Annotated in this window: 18 protein-coding genes and 1 riboswitch; of the genes, 13 read left to right on the top strand and 5 right to left on the bottom strand. The window is 59.7% G+C overall.

Going from position 1 to position 19,102, the window contains the following annotated elements; translation table 11 throughout:
* Nucleotides 1–7 precede the first annotated feature (7 nt).
* A complete protein-coding gene (locus NHH88_18405) occupies nucleotides 8–1,174 on the bottom strand; it encodes a DUF5009 domain-containing protein (protein ID USX11678.1) in 1,167 nt (388 codons plus the stop codon).
* A gap of 92 nt (nucleotides 1,175–1,266) precedes the next feature.
* Between NHH88_18405 and NHH88_18400 the strand changes: the two genes are divergently transcribed.
* From NHH88_18400 to NHH88_18390, 3 genes are all read left to right on the top strand, one after another.
* Nucleotides 1,267–2,664, top strand: a complete 1,398-nt coding sequence (locus NHH88_18400; GenBank protein USX11677.1) for a DUF2799 domain-containing protein — start codon at nucleotides 1,267–1,269, stop codon at nucleotides 2,662–2,664.
* A gap of 257 nt (nucleotides 2,665–2,921) precedes the next feature.
* Nucleotides 2,922–3,365 carry a GNAT family N-acetyltransferase gene (locus NHH88_18395; protein ID USX11676.1) on the top strand — a complete coding sequence of 148 codons (444 nt, stop codon included), beginning with the start codon at nucleotides 2,922–2,924 and terminating at the stop codon, nucleotides 3,363–3,365.
* Nucleotides 3,366–3,504: 139 nt separating this feature from the next.
* Nucleotides 3,505–4,584, top strand: a complete 1,080-nt coding sequence (locus tag NHH88_18390) for a GGDEF domain-containing protein (GenBank protein USX11675.1) — start codon at nucleotides 3,505–3,507, stop codon at nucleotides 4,582–4,584.
* Nucleotides 4,585–4,921: 337 nt separating this feature from the next.
* Here the strand turns inward: NHH88_18390 and NHH88_18385 are convergent, their stop codons facing one another.
* Nucleotides 4,922–5,422, bottom strand: a complete 501-nt coding sequence (locus NHH88_18385; GenBank protein ID USX11674.1) for a hypothetical protein — start codon at nucleotides 5,420–5,422, stop codon at nucleotides 4,922–4,924.
* Between the two features lie 244 nt (nucleotides 5,423–5,666).
* Here NHH88_18385 and NHH88_18380 point away from each other — a divergent pair, with 244 nt between their 5' ends.
* The 6 genes from NHH88_18380 to NHH88_18355 all read left to right on the top strand — a co-directional run bounded on the left by NHH88_18380 (nucleotide 5,667) and on the right by NHH88_18355 (nucleotide 10,819).
* Entirely contained in the window at nucleotides 5,667–6,044 is a 378-nt protein-coding gene (locus NHH88_18380; GenBank protein USX11673.1) for a hypothetical protein, read from the top strand.
* 67 nt (nucleotides 6,045–6,111) lie between these two features.
* Entirely contained in the window at nucleotides 6,112–6,417 is a 306-nt protein-coding gene (locus tag NHH88_18375) for a hypothetical protein (GenBank protein USX11672.1), read from the top strand.
* Nucleotides 6,418–6,659: 242 nt separating this feature from the next.
* A complete protein-coding gene (locus tag NHH88_18370; protein ID USX11671.1) occupies nucleotides 6,660–7,415 on the top strand; it encodes a hypothetical protein in 756 nt (251 codons plus the stop codon).
* A gap of 67 nt (nucleotides 7,416–7,482) precedes the next feature.
* Nucleotides 7,483–7,842 (top strand): hypothetical protein, encoded by a 360-nt coding sequence (locus NHH88_18365; GenBank protein USX11670.1) that lies wholly within the window; start codon nucleotides 7,483–7,485, stop codon nucleotides 7,840–7,842.
* A gap of 417 nt (nucleotides 7,843–8,259) precedes the next feature.
* The gene (locus NHH88_18360) at nucleotides 8,260–8,484 is read left to right on the top strand and encodes a hypothetical protein (protein ID USX11669.1); all 225 of its coding nucleotides are present in this window, start codon (nucleotides 8,260–8,262) and stop codon (nucleotides 8,482–8,484) included.
* Between the two features lie 610 nt (nucleotides 8,485–9,094).
* Nucleotides 9,095–10,819 carry a tetratricopeptide repeat protein gene (locus NHH88_18355; protein USX11668.1) on the top strand — a complete coding sequence of 575 codons (1,725 nt, stop codon included), beginning with the start codon at nucleotides 9,095–9,097 and terminating at the stop codon, nucleotides 10,817–10,819.
* 230 nt (nucleotides 10,820–11,049) lie between these two features.
* On the opposite strand, the gene NHH88_18350 is transcribed toward NHH88_18355, so the two are convergent.
* Both NHH88_18350 and NHH88_18345 read right to left on the bottom strand, forming a co-directional pair.
* Nucleotides 11,050–12,186: a PQQ-dependent sugar dehydrogenase gene (locus NHH88_18350; GenBank protein USX11667.1), complete on the bottom strand. Its 1,137-nt coding sequence runs from the start codon at nucleotides 12,184–12,186 to the stop codon at nucleotides 11,050–11,052.
* A gap of 109 nt (nucleotides 12,187–12,295) precedes the next feature.
* Nucleotides 12,296–14,488, bottom strand: coding sequence for a TonB-dependent siderophore receptor (locus tag NHH88_18345; protein ID USX11666.1), 2,193 nt, complete (start codon nucleotides 14,486–14,488; stop codon nucleotides 12,296–12,298).
* A gap of 130 nt (nucleotides 14,489–14,618) precedes the next feature.
* Here NHH88_18345 and NHH88_18340 point away from each other — a divergent pair, with 130 nt between their 5' ends.
* Nucleotides 14,619–15,791, top strand: a complete 1,173-nt coding sequence (locus tag NHH88_18340; GenBank protein USX11665.1) for a PepSY domain-containing protein — start codon at nucleotides 14,619–14,621, stop codon at nucleotides 15,789–15,791.
* Nucleotides 15,788–15,961: a hypothetical protein gene (locus NHH88_18335; protein USX11664.1), complete on the top strand. Its 174-nt coding sequence runs from the start codon at nucleotides 15,788–15,790 to the stop codon at nucleotides 15,959–15,961. Before NHH88_18340 ends, NHH88_18335 begins: the two co-directional genes overlap by 4 nt.
* Nucleotides 15,962–15,973: 12 nt before the next feature.
* Here NHH88_18335 and NHH88_18330 read toward each other — a convergent pair whose 3' ends face one another.
* Nucleotides 15,974–16,423: a hypothetical protein gene (locus NHH88_18330; protein ID USX11663.1), complete on the bottom strand. Its 450-nt coding sequence runs from the start codon at nucleotides 16,421–16,423 to the stop codon at nucleotides 15,974–15,976.
* A gap of 237 nt (nucleotides 16,424–16,660) precedes the next feature.
* Nucleotides 16,661–16,749, top strand: a riboswitch (cyclic di-GMP riboswitch).
* 49 nt (nucleotides 16,750–16,798) lie between these two features.
* On the opposite strand from NHH88_18330, the gene NHH88_18325 reads away from it, so the two are divergent.
* Nucleotides 16,799–18,025, top strand: coding sequence for a S8 family peptidase (locus NHH88_18325; GenBank protein USX11662.1), 1,227 nt, complete (start codon nucleotides 16,799–16,801; stop codon nucleotides 18,023–18,025).
* 117 nt (nucleotides 18,026–18,142) lie between these two features.
* Nucleotides 18,143–19,102 carry a phosphate acetyltransferase gene (locus tag NHH88_18320; protein USX11661.1) on the top strand — a complete coding sequence of 320 codons (960 nt, stop codon included), beginning with the start codon at nucleotides 18,143–18,145 and terminating at the stop codon, nucleotides 19,100–19,102.

Genomic DNA, 19,102 nt, shown 5'->3' with positions numbered 1-19,102 from the left:
TTTTTTGTTAGAGTTGCAGTTTGATGTGCAGGCGGTTGAGGCCGGCGACCAGCGCCATGACGATCAGGGCGTAGATCACCGCCCAGATCAGGCCCGGCATGCCGGCGCCCAGCATGGAAGGGAAGGCCAGGTTCAGCGTCTCCATCAGCGCGTAGATGATGAAGGGGAGGATATAGGTGAGCAGGGGATTGGCGGCCGCCGGCCGGAAGAACGCCACCCAGCCGCGCTGCTGTTTCAAGTCCACCAGCCAGTACATCGCCGCGAACAGCAGCACGCAGATCGCGGCGCTGTACAGCGCCCAACTCGGCGTCGCGGCGATCTTCGATATCGTGAACCAGGGCCGCAGCGCGAACGCCAGCGCCGCCAGCACCGCCGCCAACAGCAGCGCCTTGCCGAAAGGGTGGGCGCGCGGGCGGCCATCGCGGAAGAAGATCAAGGTCGTCAGCACGCCGCATAACGCGATGGCGGTGTGGATCGCGTTGCCGGATTGGGCACCCAGCAGCGTCCACAGCGCCGAGGGCTGCACGGCAGCCGTGTTGAACACGCAGTACCACGCGACGCAGGCGAGCACCGTCAGCGCGATCGGCAGCGGACGCGCGCGGGTCAGGCGCCAGGCGATGGTCGCATACAGGTACGCCCAGCCGATCAGCCCAAGTATGCCCCACCATTGCGGCGCCAACCTCTCGTTGCCATCCGGTCCGCCGCGAAAAACCAGCGCCAGCGCGACCAGTCCGGCCGCGCCGGCCAAGCGCAGCGCGAAGGCCAGCTGCTTGTTTTCGAAGCGGTAGACCGCCCACACCAGTATCGCGCAAAGGTAGAACAGCAGCGACCAGACGTGGACGGTCATGCCCATCGCCGCCTCGTTGTAGCCCGCTTCCGCGTTGACCATGAAGACGCCGAACACCAGCATGCCGGCGGCGCGGGCCAGCACGTGGCGCCACAGCTTCCAGCCGGTATCGCCCGCCGCCTGGCGCTGCGCCATCGCGAACGGTATCGACATGCCGACGATGAAAAGGAAGGCGGGGAAGACGACATCGGGAAAGGTCATGCCGTCGACGCCGGCGGCCACGTGTCCCATCCAGGGCGGCATGCCGCTCACGCCCGCCAGCGTGTTTACAAAGATCATGACCAGGATGGTGATACCACGGAAGGCATCGATAGCAAGTACGCGCAAGATTTAATCTTTCTATTTGGATACTCTAAGATTATCATCTATTTAATCTTTAGATCTATAATCTCGCGGCTAAAAACTCTTTCGTGGACCTCATGATCTCTATCGCCCGCCTGCTGCTGCTGATGCTTGTTTTGCCCTTGGTGCTGGGAGGCTGCGGCGCATCGATGAAACAGCGCATAGAAGCTTGCAAGACGGGAGACTGGAACCAGATCGGCAGGACGGACGGTCTTGACGGCGCGCCGCCCACTTTCGCCGACCGCAAGGACTTCTGCGACGATCACGGCGACGACAAAAAGCCCGCCGGCGAAGATGCCGGCGCGCGCTACACGGCCGGTTGGGAGCAGGGCAATCGCGAGATGTGGGCGGCGGTAGGCGCCATCGATGGCGCGAAGGGTTTGCAGCAATCGCAGTACGCGGTGCGCGCGGCCGGCGAGGAAGTCCGCAAGCGCAAGACGCCGTTAAACCAGGCGGGCTACGACGAGGGCTGGTTGAAGGGAAACTCGCAGTACTGGGAAGGCATCGGCAAGCGCGAAGGCACCGACGGCCTGCCGTTGACGAAGAAGGAGGACAGCCGCGCGCGGGCCGCCACCGCGCAACTGCGCTTCGACGAAGCGGCATATACCAACGGCTGGCACGCCGGCAACCGCACGTTCTGGCAGGACGCCGGATTCACCGATGCGCGCAACGGCACGCCGGACAGCCGCTTCCGGGATCGCGCGGCGGCCGCGCGCGACGCCGGGGTGCAGGTGCAGGAGGAAGTGTATCGCACGGCGTGGAACGCGGAGATCGTCAACTACTGGCGGAATCTCGGCGCGCAGGACGCCGTCAGCGGCAAGGAGTTCGGCACGCGCGGCAAGGAGGCGCGTCAAAAGGGTTTGAAGGTTTTCGAGTCCGAGTACCGCAAGGCCTGGGAAAAGCGCCTGGACGACCACTGGCGCCAGGCGGGCCTGGACGACGGCTACGGCAAACCGTTCATGCTGGAGGAGCGCAAGGCCAGCGCCTCGCGCGACGGGGTATTTGTCATACCGTCGACGCGCGACGTCTACACCAAGGCATGGGAAGAGCAGAACGCCAAATACTGCGTGCCGGAGAACGCCTTCGAACGCGGACGCGCCAACACCGGCATGGCGGTGGAGGTATGTCGCGGCGAACTGCGTAACCAGCTAAAGCGCGCGTACGTCAGCGGGCAGGATTTCGAGGTGGCTGCGATGAAACGCGCGCAGGCGCTCAACGACGTCAACGATCTGGAAAGTCGCCTGTACGACGCCAACCGGCGCCTGGGTCGCCTGGAGCGTGACACGCGCGGCGCGCAGGATTCCAAGGACCGCCAAGTCAACGAAGAGTCCAAGAAGCAGGACCGCCGCCGCGAACAGGAAAGGCGCGAGCTGATCGACTACATCCGCCGCCTTGAATGGCAGCTGGACGAAGCGCGCCGCTGGGTCGAGCGTCACGACATGCAAATGCAGCGCCTGCGCCGCGAGATTTACTAAAAGCCGCCGAAGAGAATGCACGGGCCGCAATTTGCGCCGCGACTCCGGCGTCATTTGAACCGTGACTTCGGCGTCAATTTAAATGTGACTCCGGCGTCAACTTGAACCGTGGCTTTGGCGTCAATCTAAACCACGTAGGGCTGATTAGCGAAGCGTAATCGGCCAAGCTCCGCCGGCGGCTCACGCCTGAATGACGGTGCTCGCGGGCCGCGCCATCACCAAGCCTGAATTTTGCGCAAGGAAGGGGGTAAAAAAGCATGAGCATGAGTCCTGAACTACCAATTATCCGAAGGGTGCTTTCTAGGGACAGTGAGAATATTGCCTCGTTGATGCAGCAACTCGGCTACGAGGCCACCCCATCCCAGATTTCGGATAGGCTTCGCGGAATTCAAGATAGCTCGACAGATTTAGTGCTGGTCGCCGCAATCGAGGACAGTATTGTTGGTTGTATCAGTCTCCATTTACTCCCTCTATTCCACGCTGATGGGTTTCTCGGTCGGATAACGAGCTTTGTCATCGACCAACAGCATAGACGCCTGGGCGTTGGATCCACGCTGATGCGCGCAGCCAGCGAATGGTTTTCAGCATCTGGCTGCGTAAAAATCGAGGTGACAAGCGGCGACCACCGCTCGGATGCGCACCGGTTTTATGAGGCGCAGGGATTTTCAAGGGATCGCCAAAGATTTTCAAAGCGGGCGTGAACACTCCTTCGCAATCTAACGACAGGTGACGAAGATAACTGTCGCCATTTCATCTGGGCAACATGGTATTCTAGTGCAGTGGGCTAAGCGCGACAGGAAGTTTTATCGAAGCCGCCTGCTGCCAACTGAGGAATCCAGGATGAATCTCAACCCTGCGGAGCTGCGCGATGCCGGCCTCCTGCTGCAGCGCCAAAACGGACGCACGTTTTGGCACGTGATGTCGATCGGTTGCCAGATCGCGCTCGTCGCGCACGCGCTTTTCGCGCTGCTCTTCTATGCGATCGACGTGTCGCTGATGGTCTGGGTCAACGGCGCCAGCATACTGATCTATGTCGCTGCCCGCCTGGCGCTGAAGTCGCGCCGCAACAGCCTGGCGATGGGGCTCATCTGGATCGAAATCATCTCGCACGCTGTGTTGGCCGTGGCACTCATCGGATGGGATAGTGGCTTCCACTATTATCTGATGGTGATGCTGCCCATGATCTTCGTGAGCCCCGGCGCGCAGCTGCGACGCAAACTGCTGCATGGCGTTGTGCTGCTCGCGATCTATCTGGCGCTCGATGCCTACGCACACGCGCACGCGCCCCCGGTGACGGTGTCGCATGATGTGCTGACGCTGTTGCGCTGGTTTAACGTCAGCGCCGGCTTCCTGATGCTGGGCTTGCTCGCGAACGTTTATTACAAGGCGGTACTCGCATCGGAACACCGATTGCGCGCCATCGCATCGACCGATCCGCTGACCGGCGCGCTGAACCGCCGGGCAATGGTTCATGCGGTGGATACCGCCCTGGTCGCCGGCGGGATGTCAACGCTGTTACTGGCCGACATAGACCTCTTCAAGCGCATCAACGACGCCTTCGGCCACGAGGCCGGCGACGGCGTACTGGTGCAGGTGGTGCAAGCGATCGAGGCCAGTGTGCGACCGGAGGAACGGGTGGCGCGCTGGGGCGGGGAGGAGTTTCTGATCTGCGTGGCCGGGGACGTTGAACAAGGCGCCCACATCGCCGAACGCATCCGCGCGTCGGTCGAGGCATTGCGGAACGCCGATGACGACCGGCCGCTCTCGGTCAGCGTGACGATCGGCTGCGCCACCCGCCAGCCGGGCGAAACGTTCGAGCACTGCGTGGCCCGTGCCGACGCGGCGCTCTACCGAGGCAAGCAGGCCGGCCGCAACCGCGTGGTGATTGCTGACCCTTCGCAACCCACGTCACTTTCGTAGGTATTGGACGATATATGTTTTTCAGGTGGAGCAGTTTGAACTGGAGCCAGCTAGGGGAAACGCTGAACATGTGACGATTTCTACGGCAATGATGTGCTCAACAGAGCTGCGCTTTTCGGGGCCCCAAATTTCATGACCACGCTCTCACTTAGTGACGTGCGGAATGTGGGGGACTTGTCGCGCGGCCATCTCTGCCCGGCCAAACGAGATGCCAACCAGCAGTTTCATGGTGTCGGGCACTTCCAGCGTGCGCCTTAGTTGTGCTAGGGCTGGCAGGGATGGTATTTCCAAGTTCAGTCCGTTGTCCGCTGTGCACGAGCCAGACATGTATATGGGATCAGTTCTTGTTTTTATAGGTGATGCGACCGCTCAGTTTGATCGTGCCTTGTCCAGTGCTGATGTCTTCAGCGCCGGTCATGTTACCGCCGCCGCTGGCCTTGTTGAATTTCCCGGTGCCGCCTGTCACTTGGAACGTGGCGCCAGTGAATGCGAAATTCGACCCTACGCCCGTTGGAACGAACTGACCGCTATAGTCGGCGAAGATCTGGTCGCCGGCTACAGTGAGGACAATCAACTTGCCGGCGCTGAACGTAAACAACGTGCCGCTTTGGGTGATGCAATCGTTGGCGATGAATGCCACCGGACCGGTAAGGGCGCCTTCGCCACGCCCGATGATCACGCCGCCGAATTTGGACGGACAGCGCAGCGACGGACCAGGAATTTCCGTCAGCGTGCCGTTAATTTCAATTGGCATAGTAACGGAAGAATCAGCTATCGACGCGCTGGAAACAGCGAGCCAAAGGGCGCCGGCAGCGACGCGCAGGGGCAATTTATTCATCGAGCATCTTTCGGGAGGGGGGAATTCCCAATCATAGAACTTCATTGTGAAAATGACAATCAGACATTGTCATTTTGTTGTTATTCCGCTCACCTAACCGTTATAGTAACAGCTGCTTCGCGACGACTTTTGCCCGGCAGTGAGAAAGCGTGAAACTTTTGCGGGAGTAAGTTGCTATCCTGCTAGCTACCGGCACGGTCCCGGCCAGAAGCAGACAGTGAGGCGTTATTGACGAAGGAGAAAAATGGCTGGACTGTCAATTCCCGATGATTTCCCGCTGAATGAGCTAGTAGCGCAGGAGTTAAATCAGTTAGCTATCGGACGACATAGTTTGTCACTTAAATTTGCGCGGGATAGAGTGGATATCGAGGCAGGATTTGAGTTCCAAACTAAGGGCAATGAAATTATCAGGGCGGGAAATTCGGACTTGGCCACTCCGGCTGCCAATCTTTTCCCACTCCTGGGGCAATGCGTAACAGCTGTAGAGCGGCTTCCAAATAACGAAATTCGCATCCAGTTCGGGGCGTCTGGGAGTTTGACACTGACAATCGACGACCATGGCTATGAAGCTTATCACCTGTTCGTTGCAGGTGAATATGTCACTATTACGAAAGAATGGTGACTGCCGCCGTGTTAGGTCCGCAAGCGGCCAATAATAGCCGTCCGCTAAACCCTTTTGGAAATAAATTATGGCGAGTTCCGAGCTTTTGGAACAATGGAGAATCACCGAGGAGTGGCTACGTAGAGCCAGCTCGTTCATCGTTGTGAATTCCTCTTCGGAAGACAATCGATTAGCTGCTTTTGAGGAATATTTGTGCTACAACGAATTAGGACTGGCCTTAGAAGAGCTTGCAGAAGCCGCAACGCATTCGCTCCAAGACCGTCGCTTCTGGGACGCGATGGCGCAGGCAGCCATGTCAATGAAGCTTGACGAACCGGCCCGAGTTTTCATGGGGCAGTGGGCATCGGCAACAGGTGTTAAAGCCGCCGACTGAATTCGGCCACAAGCCGCCACTCGGAAATAAAGAAAGTATTAATGGTTCGACTCGATTGTTCTGCGTTTACTTCGGCTCTCAGCTCGATGAGTGGCGTTTATTCAAGTGGGTCATACAAATTCCGCGCGCGATAAAAGCAAGATACACTTTTAGTGAAACCATTCAACTTGAGTCAAGCGTCTCTAGGAGACTCGGTGGTGTTTTTTTAGATATTAGAATATTAACTACTTTGGGAGAGTCAGATGTTCCATCAAGATGCGTGGCCGACGTTGGGGCATTACGTATATGCATTATTTGACCCCAATAGAAAAAATCTGCCTTTTTACGTTGGGAAAGGGGTAGGAAATCGTGTCTTTGCACATGCGCAGGGTCAGATGGTGCGCTTGGAGTCAGATGATGTTATGTCGGCCAAGCAAGAGATTATTGCGGCAATCCTAAAATCTGGCGAGGAAGTAGTGCACAAAATTGTTCGCTATGGGATGTCGCATGAGGAAGCGATAAAGGTAGAAGCTTCCCTTATCGACATGGTTAATCATATCGAGCCAGAGGCGTTGACAAACGAAGTATCGGGCCATGGAGTGGCGGAAGGAATCAGAGACGCACGTGATTTGAAAACCGCTTTGCACGCGGAAAAATTAGATAATTTTGAAGAAATCCCATTGCTGATAATTAAGATTGAACGCAAATGGGGTGAACTGCTAGAGAAGTACAACGATAGCGCCGCGAGCATTGAGCGTTCTGATATATTCGATGCTGTGAAAGGCAATTGGGTATTAAGTATTAAGCGAGCCAGCCAGGCTGCTTGTGTTCTTGCGGTAGCACGAGGAATCGTGCGCGGTGTTTTCGTTCCGTCGGGCTGGGAAGAGAGCAATAACAAGAAACGGAAGAAAATGGCAGGTGAGTTGGATGCCGCCAGATATAAACCCTTTGTTGGCAAGTCAGTTGCTCACCTATACACTAACGGAAGTCAAAACCCGATTAAATATATTTGTTGCTGATATAAATTTGTCTGTATTCGGCCAACAGCAGACGTCGCAAATTTTGAGTGCAACTCTGGGGGGCTTCGTGAAGAGCAAAAGTCTAATTTTAATAGGGGCTTCAGCACTCAGTTTGGGCACTGGTGCCGTTGCCGCCGAGAAGGGCGCGACAGTGGTGTTGGTGCATTACTCAGTACGAGAAAACGACCCGGAGAAGCTAGTAGAAATCGTGTTGAACCCGATAGAACGTAGTATGCAAAAGCTTAACCGAGTCGTTGAAATAAAGTCGACTGCCAGTCACGGTGTCGTCGATGTGGAAATTGGTTTTGAAGGCACTGTGACGACACAAGACTTGGCGGCGGTCACAGCTCGAATCGAGATGTTGAAGCTCGATAAGGGCTTAGTCGTTCTATCTCGTGTTATAGAAATGCGGCAACCGCGTTTTTAATAACGCCTCGATATCGGCCATGTGCGGCCTTACGCAACTGCTGTTTTTAGAGAGGTGCCCGACAATGAAGAAGTTTTTTACTCCTGCTTTCAGCGCATGGCTAGTCGCTTCCTCGACAATGGGTTGCGCTACAACGGGCACGGATGGAGTGGTCGAGATAGGCCAGAATTTGTATATGATCGGTGGGCTTGGAAATTTTACCGATTTTTCAAGCAGCGCAGTTAAAGTCCGATTGTTCCAGGACGCGGCTAAGTTCTGCTTGGGGAAAGGGAAGCAAGTGGAACCGGTAGGCAGCACAGGAAAAGACTCGAGCTACGGTACTTATGCATCTGCCGAAGTCCAGTTTCGTTGCGTATAGAGGCTGCAGCCAAAAGCGGCCATACACGTGATGAGTTGTCGAAAAAATAGAGGCGTTTAATGGAATTCACACAAAAAGAATTGGCTTTGATTGCGAAGGCGAGTCGGAAGGCCAGCAACGCGAGGATCATCCGTGTTGTCCTTTTGATTGCGATGCTTATCGCAATCGGCTGCATATTTATGGACGTTTTTGAAAGCGACAAATTAGCCTATGGCCTGTTCGTAGCCGTGCTCGTTGCCATTGCTCATCCGCAGTTAGGCGGGGACCGAAATACGAAGATTTAGCCGCTCTGCTGGAGCAGAAATCAGCTAAAAACGGTTGAATCCGCAGGCGACTGCTGGCGTCCCCCTTTGTTCTTAAGCATCGGTTTGCTAGGCCATTTCCAGAGCGACCACAATTCCAGCAGAAAAGCAACAAGTGGCTTGACGGAATTGGGCATAAACGGAGGCCGGCCAACAGCGGACTTTAAATTCGGGCTACATACAATGAAATTTCGTGCTTACGTGAACTTATTAGCTAACTGGACCGTAGCGTTATCCCCAGTTCTATTATGGCTTCACTTTCTCGCATGGAGGCACCCGGACTGGGAGGCACAGTTTACATATTTTTTTTCCGCGTGGATAGCTCTTTTAGGGGCTAGCCTAGTTGGAATTTTCCGCGTTACAAAGGGGGAATTGCTTGCTGCTAGGCTAATTTATTCCTTTTTGTGGCTTTTTGCTATCGCCCCAATCTCTTGGTTTTTGGCTTTCTGCGCAGCAATCGACGGCGCAGCAGTCATGCCGTAGAGCGTAGGCCGAAACCGGCCATAAGCGGACCTACGGTAAGTTGCTCAATATGGCTATCTACTCATCCCCTTAACGCCGCACACAAGCTGAAAACAAGAAGGAGACGTGGGTGACCATTGCCAAGTATGTATTTACCCTGCTCATCGCAATTGCACTCCTGCCCGCTGGCGCATCTGTGAGCGAGCCAAAACAAAATGTGGTCGAGAGCAGCCAGAATTCCGCCACCATTGTTATCAAGGGGGTGCGCGATCCATCGACGTGGTTCCGGATCGAGAGCCAGCACCTAATCGTTTATTCTGACAGCGATCCCGAACAGGCCGTCCAACTGGTGAAGAACCTGGAGCGGCTGGACTATGTGCTGCGGCTGTACCTGCGACCATTCCTTATTCGGCAGCCTGACTTGCCTAAGCTCACCTTGTACTTTCAGGACCGGGTCAACTGGACCGCGGAACTCGGTGAATTCCCTGTCGAGACCGTTGGCTTGGTTGACAGCTGCGTATCCGGCACCCAGGTTTTCACGTTCGGCCGGGGGCGGATGTGGGAGTCGAATAATGCGTCGCTGTTGACGGACAATGTTGATTTCACGCTGTCGGCTATTCTCACTTTATACAGCGAGAATTTTTTGTACCGCCACACCGAGATTCGGGGGCCAGAGTGGTTCCTCCAGGGTTTTAAATTTTATTTCGGGGGAGCGCGATTCACAGACAACCAGATGGCGATCGGCCATGCCGCCGGTACGACCGCCGAATCGATGAAGTTGCTCGATTACAGCCAAGGACGCCTGTATTTCCTCACCTACGACGAAGTGTTGCGTAAGGACATGTCGCAGGATTTTTTCAGCCGCATGAAGAAAACCGAAATAGGTACTGACGCATATCTGGCGCAAGCTGAATTTCAGTCCCGGGCGTTCAATCTAGTGCACTACATGCTTTCAACTGCGGAAAACCGCGACAAGATGGCGCGGTATCTAGAGCTGATGAATAACGGCAGCGACGGGGGAGCGGCGTTTGCAGACTTGTTTGGCCTGTCAGGCATGAAACTGAACGCGACAATGTGGCATTACCGGCGAGTGCTCATGAAGGTCATCAAGGTCGATTTTCCCGAACTGCCCATGGCTCGTATCGACTTTACCCGCCTAAGCCGAGTCGAGGGCGACTTCGTTCTTGACAATGCAGCGCTGAAAGCTTGCCCCTCTCCCGACAATGGCGGGAAGCTGCTGCGACGCGTGCGCGCTGCGGCGGCAGCGGCACATGCTGTTGATTTTGCCCAGATCACCATGAGCCGTGCTGAGATCGAGTGGGGTGATCCGCGCGACGCGATCCCCTACCTGACGGACGCCCTGCGCCACGATTCTCGCAACGTGGAACTTCATTATCTGCTGGGCCTGGCTCACCTGAAACTGGCGAAAAACGCGGTGGGAGACAAACGGGAGCAACTTGCGGAAGCCCGCACCAGCCTGACTGAGGCAGCCCTACTGGCGCCCGGGACGCCCTGGATATCGTATGCGCTGTTCCATGTCGGGATCATGGATTCAGAAACGCCGCCGGAAAAAACCATGGACTTGGCGAGCAAGGCCTGGCGCCAAGGGCATGATGTCGCGGCATTCGCACGTGCGGCCGCCTTGGCGTATGCTTGGCTAGGCGACTCAGCCAGCGCCTATCGGGCCTTAAACACGCTCGCAAAGAACGATCACGATCCGAATAGCGCCGCATGGGCCGTGCAGTGGCTCAAGCTGTTCGAAAAAGGGGTAACGCGTGATCACTTACTGACTGCGTTGCGTGACGAACCGCTCGCATCACCAGGCTTCAGGCGAATGTATGGCGACGCCCGCTAACGCTCCGGCCGACACCTAAGTCCGCTCAGGGGCGGAAGCAGACGTACGGTAGGAGGTCGGCGTTAAGATAGCGGCCGTGTTCGCAGGCGCACTGCTGCCATGGCCCAAGCACTGCTACCGGCACCCGCCGGTGGTGAGCATACTAGGCGGAACCCGACCAATCGCGGTAAGCTCGCCTGCAAACTTAATCTACCGGCATGGCATGTCCGCGCCACGTCGTTCCCGCTGGCCTACCTCTTCGGTGTCAGCATCAGCAGCCGGCCGCGCGGACCGTCTTCCAGCAGCCATAGCGCGCCATCCGGCCCGGTGCGCACGGCGCGGATTCGTTCGCCCATGTCCCAATGGTCCACCTTGCTGGCGTTCTCACCGTCGAGCGTGATGCGGTCCAGCGACTTGCCCGAGAGACCGGTGATGAAGAGGGAGTTTTTCCACTTCGGGAACAGGTCCGCATCGTAGTAGGCGAGGCCGCCTGGTGAAATGGCCGGATTCCAGGAAACTTTCGGGGCCTCGAAGCCGTCGCCGGGCGCGTGGTCGGGGATGTCCCGGCCGTCATAGTGACTGCCGTTCGATGCCTTCGGCCAGCCATAGTTGAGGCCTGGCTTGATCAGGTTGATCTCGTCGCCATGGCGCGGCCCCATCTCCATTTCCCACAAGCGCTCCTGCCTGTCGAAGGCGATGCCCAGCAGGTTGCGGTGGCCATACGACCAGACGGCTGCATGGAAGCCCTTGGCTGCGAGCGGATTACCGGCGGCCGGCGTGCCGTCGAGGTTCAGGCGCAGCACCTTGCCGAGCGTCGACTTGGGGTCCTGCGCCGGATCGAGAAGCTGGCGGTCGCCACTCGTGAAGAAGAGATACTTGCCATCAGGCGAAAAGCCGATACGGCCCGAATAGTGCCCGCCAGTCGAAGCATCCTGGCCGCGGAAAATGGCCTTTGTATCCTTAAGCGTTCCGCCTGCCTGATCCAATGTCGCGGTGGCGAGCACGACCCGGCTACTGCCACCGGAGGCCGGCTCGGCGTAGCTGAAGTAGAGCAGCTTGCTGACCGCGAAATCGGGAGCGGCCACGATGTCCATGAGCGCACCCTGGTCCTTGCTGCTGACGGCGGGTGTGCCGGACACTGTCCGCTTGGTACCGGTAGCGGGATCGAACAAAATCATCGCCCCCTCCTTTTGCGTAACCAGCAGGTTGCCGTCGGGCAGGAATGCCATGGCCCATGGGCTCTTGAATGTGCCCACCGGCTTGACCTCGAAAGGCAGGCTGCCGGTCGCGGATGCACTGGCCTGCGCGTTCGCGGTTGCCGGGGCGGCGGCGAACGCGAGCAGGGTGAGCGAGAAAGTGGTGGCAAGGCCGAGCATGCTCATATTCATGTTTTCCAGATCTCCATTCGCGGATTGATGCCAGCATGCGCCGGCTGTTGGTCCCTAGGGGCGTTGGGAAGTGTAGAGCAAAACTCCCTAAAATGTCGGGGGATTCAAATCAAAAATCCACTGTCGCCGACAACACGGCCGTACGCGGCGAACCAAGCACCAGGTAGCCCGAACCCGGATAGCCGCCGGCCGACGCCCAGTAGCTCTTGTCCGCGACGTTGTCGATCCGTGCGCGGAGCGTGACCTTGCGATCCGCGATGGTGGCGACATAGCTCGCGCCGATGTCCAGCCGGCTCCACGCCGGCAGCTCCTGCAGATTCGCACCATCGGCATACTGCGATGACGTGTACAGCGCCCGCGCATTCAGGTTCAAACCGCGCACGCCCGGCACATCCCACTCCGCGCCGATGTTCAGCTGCGTCTTCGGCACGCCGATCACGTCGTTGCCTTGATTGACGCCGCTGGCGGTGACGCGCTGCTCGGCGTCGAGCAAAGTCAAGCCGCCCAGCACGCGCAGGCCGCGCGTCGGCACGCCGAACACGGTCATCTCCAGACCGCGATTGCGCTGTTCGCCGAATACGCCGAAGATCCTGTTCTCCACATACGCCGATGGCTGCGTGGTGCTGAACACCGCCGCGCTGGCGCCCACGGTGCCGACATCGTACTTCACGCCGATTTCTTTCTGCTTCGAGACAAACGGTGCGAACGTCTCGCCGATGTTGTCGATGTTCCCGGAAGCGATGGGCCCCTGCTGCAGCCCCTCAGTGTAGTTCGCGTAGAGCGACACCGCTTTCACCGGACGGTAAACGACGCCGGCCATCGGTGTGACTTTGCTGCGGTCGTAGTGCGACTCCGAAGCGCCGGAGTCGTAGTTATAGCTCTCCGACTTGATCGACTGATGCCGCACGCCGACCGTCAGCAGCACCTTGTCGTCCAGCATGGACAGCGTGTCCGCCAGCGCGTAGCTGGAAAGGATGGACTTAGAAACGCGCTTCGGATCGTTCAAAACACCACCGGTGAAGAAATCGGCAACCGGCGCCGCCACATCGACCGGATTGAAGATGCTGGTCGCGAAGCCGGCGAAGTTACTGAAGGCGTATGCGTTGCGCGACTCCGTCCAGAACCCCGACGCGGTCGCGCTCAGGCTATGGCCGATGGCGCCGGTGCGCAGCCTGGTGCGCACGCCGATCTCGCCGGTGCGCACGCTGTCGTGGCGCACATTGTCGAAGCGGTACATGCTGGCCGCGCCGCCGGTGCCGCCGACGGTCGGTTCGGCGATGATGTTGGACTCGTCGCCGCTGCGCGCGCCCAGCGCGGCCCACGCCACCGTGTCCTTGGCCAGATCGACCTCGCCGCGCAAGGTGCCGAAGGTGTCGCGCTCCTTCGAGTGGGTCCATTTCTGTGCCCAGTTGCTGTCCGAGTCAGGCGCGGAGGGCAGGGCGACGCCCTGGCTGACGGTCACGCTCGGGCGCGCGCCTCGCAGATTGTGGTTCTGGTAACCGACATCGGCCGACAGGCGGAAGCCGCGTCCCTGGAAGTCGATGCCGACGGAGGCTACCGACAACTCGCGCTTCTCGCCGTCGACGGGCGTGTCGCCGTCGCGGCGCACCGCGTTGACGCGGATACCGGTGTTGCCGTTCTCGCCGAAGCGGCGGCCGATGTCGATCGCGCCGTAACCCTGGCCGCCGCTATCGACGCCGACCGTCAGCTGCGTCAGCGGGTTATTGCTGGCGCGCTTGGGCAGCAGGTTAATCGAGCCGCCCACGCCACCGCCGCCCGGCGCCGCGCCGTTGATGAAGGAGTTCGCGCCGCGCAGCACTTCCACGCGTTCGAGCAGTTCGGAGGCGACGAACTGGCGCGGCAGCAGGCCGAATAAACCGTTGTACGCCAGGTCGTCGGAGTTGACCGGGAAGCCGCGAATCACATACAGCTCCTGGTAGTTGCCGAACCCGCGCGCGACGCGCACCGACGGGTCATTCTGCAGCACGTCGGCGACGCTGCGCGCCTGCTGGTCCTGGATCACGGCCTGGGTGAAGTTGAGCGTATTAAACGGCGTATCCATCATGTCCACATTGCCCAGCAGGCCGAGACGGCCGCCGCGCGCGACCTGGCCGCCGGCGTAATCCTTGGTCAAGCCGTCGGCCGACGCATCCGCCGAGGCGCTGATGACCACGGTCTGGATTTTGCCCTCGGCGACATCGGCCGCCGCTCCTGTGGCGGTTTGGCCTTGCGCGCCGGCGGCACCGGCCATGAGCATCGCGGCAAGCGCGAACGGGGACAATTTCAGATTTGGAGTGTGCATGATTCGTTTAATTTTTGGTAAGTAAATGAGAGCGATTCTCAATTATAGCGCTGGAGGCCGCAGTATTGCTACTAAATGAGAGTGATTTGCATTATCATTGTAATTTCCGGTTTGCCGACTCACTTTCAAAATGACACCTGTTACCGTCCGCCGTTGGGCCTGGATCCACAAATGGAGCAGCCTGGTCTGCACCGTGTTCATGCTGCTGCTGTGCCTGACCGGCTTGCCGTTGATCTATCACCACGAAATCGACCACCTGCTGGGCAACGCCATCGAGGCGCCGAAAATGGCGCCGGACACGCCCAAGGCCGATCTCGACGCCGTCATCGCCGCCGCCAAGGCGCGCTATCCGAACAAGCTGGTGATGTACATGTCGCAGGAGGCGGACGAGCGCGAGATCTGGTATCTGACGATGGGCGACCATCCGACCGACGAGGGCTTCAAGTCGGTCGCGGTCGATGCGCGCACCGCCAAGGTGCTGGCCGAGCCCAGTTTCGAGGGCACCTTCCTGGGCGTGATGTTCCACCTGCACGTGGATTTGTACGCTGGCCTGTGGGGCAAATTATTCCTCGGCTTTATGGGGCTGTTGCTGGTGGTGGCGATCATTTCCGGCGTCGTGCTGTACGCACCGTTCATGCGCAAGCTGGAATTCGGCGAGGTGCGGCGCGAGCGCGGTCCGCGCGTCAAATGGCTGGACCTGCACAATATGCTGGGCATTGTCACGCTGACGTGGGCGCTGGTGGTGGGCGCGACCGGCATGATCAACACCTGGGCGGATCTGCTGGTCAAGTACTGGCAAGCCACCGAGATGGCCGAGATGACCGCGCCCTACAAGGATATGGCGTTGCCGAGCAAGCTGGGTTCGATGCAGAAGGCAATGGACAACGCCGTCGCCGCCGAGCCGGGCATGCAGGTGGCTTTCGTCGCCTTCCCGGGCACCGCGTTCTCCAGCCCCCACCACTACGGCATCTTCATGCATGGCAATGAGGCGTTGACGTCGCGGCTGTACAAACCGGTGCTGATCGACGCGCAAACGAGCGAGATCACCGATCGCCGCGCGTTGCCGTGGTACCTGACGGCGCTGCTGGTGTCGCAGCCGCTGCACTTCGGCGACTACGGCGGCGCATGGATGCAGTTCCTCTGGGCGATGCTCGATATCGCCACCATCTTCGTGCTGGGCAGCGGTGTGTACCTCTGGTTGAAACGGGGTGTGCAGGCCAAGGCACCGGTGCGCAAGGAGGATGACGATGTCGTCGCGGAATTGCGGGAGCCCGCCTACGCGAGCGAAGGGGAGGCGCGATGAGCGGCGCGAGTCCCTTCCTCCGCATGTGGGGCGCGCCCATCGTGTTGGCGATACTGACGGCGGTCGGCCTGGTTTCCGCCTTGCTGGGCGACGGCGTGTGGGATTACGTTTCCGCCGTCGCGCTCGGTGTCCCGGCCGTCGCTTGCGCGTGGTACGGGCTGCGCCGCTGAGTTGCCGCCGGGCTAACCCGCCAGATTCCGCAGGCCTTGCTGTTGCCGCTTGTCCATCAGCAGCGGCAATAACTGCGTGGTCAGTTCATTTAGCTCGGAGCCGCCGCGCTCTCGAATTTTGTTCACCTGGGCGACGATCTGGTCGTTCGCCAAGGTGTACTCGATGGTTTTGAGCATCTCGATGCGGCTGCGTATGCGCCGCAAGTCGTCGACCGCTTTGGACTCGGCGGTCAGTGCCGTTTCGTCCACAACCGCCAGCAACACGTCGGTGATCAACCCGAGCTGTTTGCCGTACGACGCGACGCCGCTGAAGGCCTTCTCTTCAATTGCCGCGTTGCCTGCACCGGGGGTAATCCAGTGTGAGAACCACGTCAGATCGGGGTCGATCTGTTGCATTACTCCGCCGCTCCAGGGGAAGTAAAATTGTGGCGACCAGGTCCAGAATGAAAGTGGCGATGTCATGATGACTCCTTTAATTGTAGGTCTTGCGCTCTGTTAGACAGGACTCATCCGTTAAGTTCAAAATATATAACTGCTAATTGATCTGGGTTTAGGGCAATGGAAGACGCGGTCTAAAAGCGAGCGCGACAGATGCCTGGCCGCTACAGATGAGCTAGTTGTGTGCAGACGACAGGCACCAGATATCCCGCCGCAACACGTGTTCGTGCCGCAAGTCTTCGTGGTAACCTCGCACTCATTGAAACCGGAGGGCAAACCAGGCGAAAGCCTCGGGACGCAAAGCTTCAGGCCTACAGCGCAGTCCGCGCCATGGTAGCTGTACTCCCGGCCAAGGACCATATTCCTTGCCGGCCTCTATCAATTTATAGAGGCCAAACCATGTTGCAGAAGCAAGGCGCCGTTGCGCCCCGCACCTTTGTCACCCTGTCCGTCATTACGCTGGTTCCGCTGCTCGGCGCCGCGCTGAGCATGCCGGCGAACGCCCAGTCCCCTGATGCGTCCCAGCAATCCGAACGCACCCGTTACATCATCGTCTTCAAGCCCGGTTCGGGGGCCGTGAAGCAGCACGCCGAGTCGTTGGCCAACGGCTCCGGCACCCGTCCGGACCACGTCTATGAACACGTCGTCAAAGGCTTCACGGTGACGCTGCCGACCAAGTCGAGCGCCCACTATCTGGAAGCGATGCGTCGCCATCCGTTGGTGCAATCCATCGAACCCGACATGGTTGTGACGCACACGCAAACCACGCAAACCAGTGCGACCTGGGGGTTGGACAGGTCCGACCAGCGCGCCTTGCCGCTCAACGGCGCGTACAGCTATGCGGCCACCGGCCTGGGCGTGCAAATCTACGTGCTGGACACCGGCGTGCGCGCCGCCCATGCCGATTTCGGCGGGCGCGTGCGAGCCGGCTACACGGCGATTGCCGATGGCAATGGCACCAACGACTGCCACGGCCACGGCACCCACGTCGCCGCCACGGCGGCCGGTGCGAAGTACGGCATCGCGAAAGCCGCAAGCGTAGTGCCGGTGCGGGTGTTGGGCTGCAACGGCTCGGGCACCATGAGCGGCGTGCTGGCCGGCCTGGATTGGGTGGCGGTCAACGCCGTACGGCCCGCCGTGGTCAACATGTCGCTCGGCGGCGGCCTCTCATACACCCTGGACAGGGCGGTGGCCAATGTGGTGTCGCGCGGCATCAGTGTGGCGGTCGCGGCTGGCAACTCCAATGTAGATGCCTGCACCAGTTCGCCGGCCCGCGAGCCTTCGGCCATTACCGTGGGCGCCACCGCCAGCAACGATGCGCGCGCTTCCTATTCCAATTGGGGACGCTGCCTGGACATCTTCGCGCCGGGCTCGTCCATCACGTCGGCGGGCATCTACAGCAATACGTCCGTGACGACGATGAGCGGGACGTCGATGGCGGCGCCACACGTGGCGGGCAACGTCGCGCTGCTGCTCCAGAGCCAGCCAAGCTTGATCCCGAGCCAGGTCGCCCAGTTGATCAAGTCCCGCGCCACGCCGAACAAGGTGTGGAGCGCGGGCACCGGCTCGCCGAACCTGCTGCTCTACACGGGCACCGACGTCGCCACGGCTGCGTTCCTTCAGTGAAGATCGCCACTCAGGTAGCGCGATAAGTGTCGTGCGGCATGCCGCACCGCACAAATCGGCGGTTGCATTATTTGCATGGATTGCTATCATTTGCCGGGTCATCCCCCAGGAGCCCCAATGAATGCATCGACCCGGCAGCAATCCGCGCACCCCAACTACGACCGCCTGATCACCGCCGCCCGCGACGCCGGGCCGGTGACGGTGGCCGTGGCCCATCCATGCGACCGCAACGCATTGGAGGCGGCGCTGGATGCGGCCGAAATGGGCTTGATCACGCCCATCCTGGTGGGGCCGCGTGCGCGCATCCAAAAGGCCGCCGACGAGGCGAAGTTCGACATCTCCGCGCTGACCCTGATCGATACGCCGCACAGCCACGCGTCGGCCGCGCGCGCGGTGGAGCTGGTACGCGAGGGCAAGGCGCAGGCGCTGATGAAGGGCAGCCTGCACACCGATGAACTGATGGGCGCCGTGGTGGCCGCCGACACGGGCCTGCGCACGGCGCGGCGTCTGAGCCACTGCTTCATCATGGATGTGCCGGGGCGCAGCGAACCGCTGATCATCACCGACGCCGCCGTCAACATCAATCCGGGGTTGAGCGAAAAGGTCGACATCGTGCAAAACGCGATCGACCTGGCGCAGGTGCTCAAATTCGATCCGGTCAAGGTGGCGATCCTGGCCGCCGTCGAGACGGTGAGCGCCAAGATGCCGTCCACCATCGACGCGGCGGCCCTGTGCAAAATGGCCGATCGGGGCCAGATCACCGGCGCCATCCTCGACGGCCCGCTGGCGATGGACAACGCCATCGATCCGGAGGCGGCGGCGATCAAGAACCTGGTGTCGCCGGTGGCGGGGCAGGCCAATGTGCTGATCGCGCCGGATCTGGAGGCGGGCAATATGCTGGCCAAGAGCCTGACCTTCATGGCCGGCGCCGGCGCGGCCGGCATCGTGCTGGGCGCGCGCGTGCCGGTCATCCTGACCAGCCGCGCGGACTCGGTGGAGGCGCGTCTGGCGTCGTGCGCGGTGGCGGTGCTGCTGGTGCACAGCAAGGCCGCTGTCGTCGCCGCGACCGGAGCCTGA

It is taken from the genome of Oxalobacteraceae bacterium OTU3CAMAD1 (assembly GCA_024123915.1).
GTDB lineage: Bacteria > Pseudomonadota > Gammaproteobacteria > Burkholderiales > Burkholderiaceae_D > Rugamonas.
The sequence above is the reverse complement of the archived record's forward strand: the minus strand, read 5'-3'. Positions and strand labels throughout refer to the sequence as shown.

Bases quoted from the DNA above. Each gene is read 5' to 3' on its own strand.
- NHH88_18380 (USX11673.1), top strand. From the start codon at position 5,667: ATGGCTGGACTGTCAATTCCCGATGATTTCCCGCTGAATGAGCTAGTA.
- NHH88_18350 (USX11667.1), bottom strand. From the start codon at position 12,186: ATGAATATGAGCATGCTCGGCCTTGCCACCACTTTCTCGCTCACCCTG.
- NHH88_18395 (USX11676.1), top strand. From the start codon at position 2,922: ATGAGCATGAGTCCTGAACTACCAATTATCCGAAGGGTGCTTTCTAGG.
- NHH88_18360 (USX11669.1), top strand. From the start codon at position 8,260: ATGGAATTCACACAAAAAGAATTGGCTTTGATTGCGAAGGCGAGTCGG.
- NHH88_18320 (USX11661.1), top strand. From the start codon at position 18,143: ATGAATGCATCGACCCGGCAGCAATCCGCGCACCCCAACTACGACCGC.
- NHH88_18345 (USX11666.1), bottom strand. From the start codon at position 14,488: ATGCACACTCCAAATCTGAAATTGTCCCCGTTCGCGCTTGCCGCGATG.
- NHH88_18340 (USX11665.1), top strand. From the start codon at position 14,619: ATGACACCTGTTACCGTCCGCCGTTGGGCCTGGATCCACAAATGGAGC.
- NHH88_18390 (USX11675.1), top strand. From the start codon at position 3,505: ATGAATCTCAACCCTGCGGAGCTGCGCGATGCCGGCCTCCTGCTGCAG.
- NHH88_18325 (USX11662.1), top strand. From the start codon at position 16,799: ATGTTGCAGAAGCAAGGCGCCGTTGCGCCCCGCACCTTTGTCACCCTG.
- NHH88_18400 (USX11677.1), top strand. From the start codon at position 1,267: ATGATCTCTATCGCCCGCCTGCTGCTGCTGATGCTTGTTTTGCCCTTG.
- NHH88_18335 (USX11664.1), top strand. From the start codon at position 15,788: ATGAGCGGCGCGAGTCCCTTCCTCCGCATGTGGGGCGCGCCCATCGTG.
- NHH88_18330 (USX11663.1), bottom strand. From the start codon at position 16,423: ATGACATCGCCACTTTCATTCTGGACCTGGTCGCCACAATTTTACTTC.
- NHH88_18375 (USX11672.1), top strand. From the start codon at position 6,112: ATGGCGAGTTCCGAGCTTTTGGAACAATGGAGAATCACCGAGGAGTGG.
- NHH88_18385 (USX11674.1), bottom strand. From the start codon at position 5,422: ATGAATAAATTGCCCCTGCGCGTCGCTGCCGGCGCCCTTTGGCTCGCT.
- NHH88_18370 (USX11671.1), top strand. From the start codon at position 6,660: ATGTTCCATCAAGATGCGTGGCCGACGTTGGGGCATTACGTATATGCA.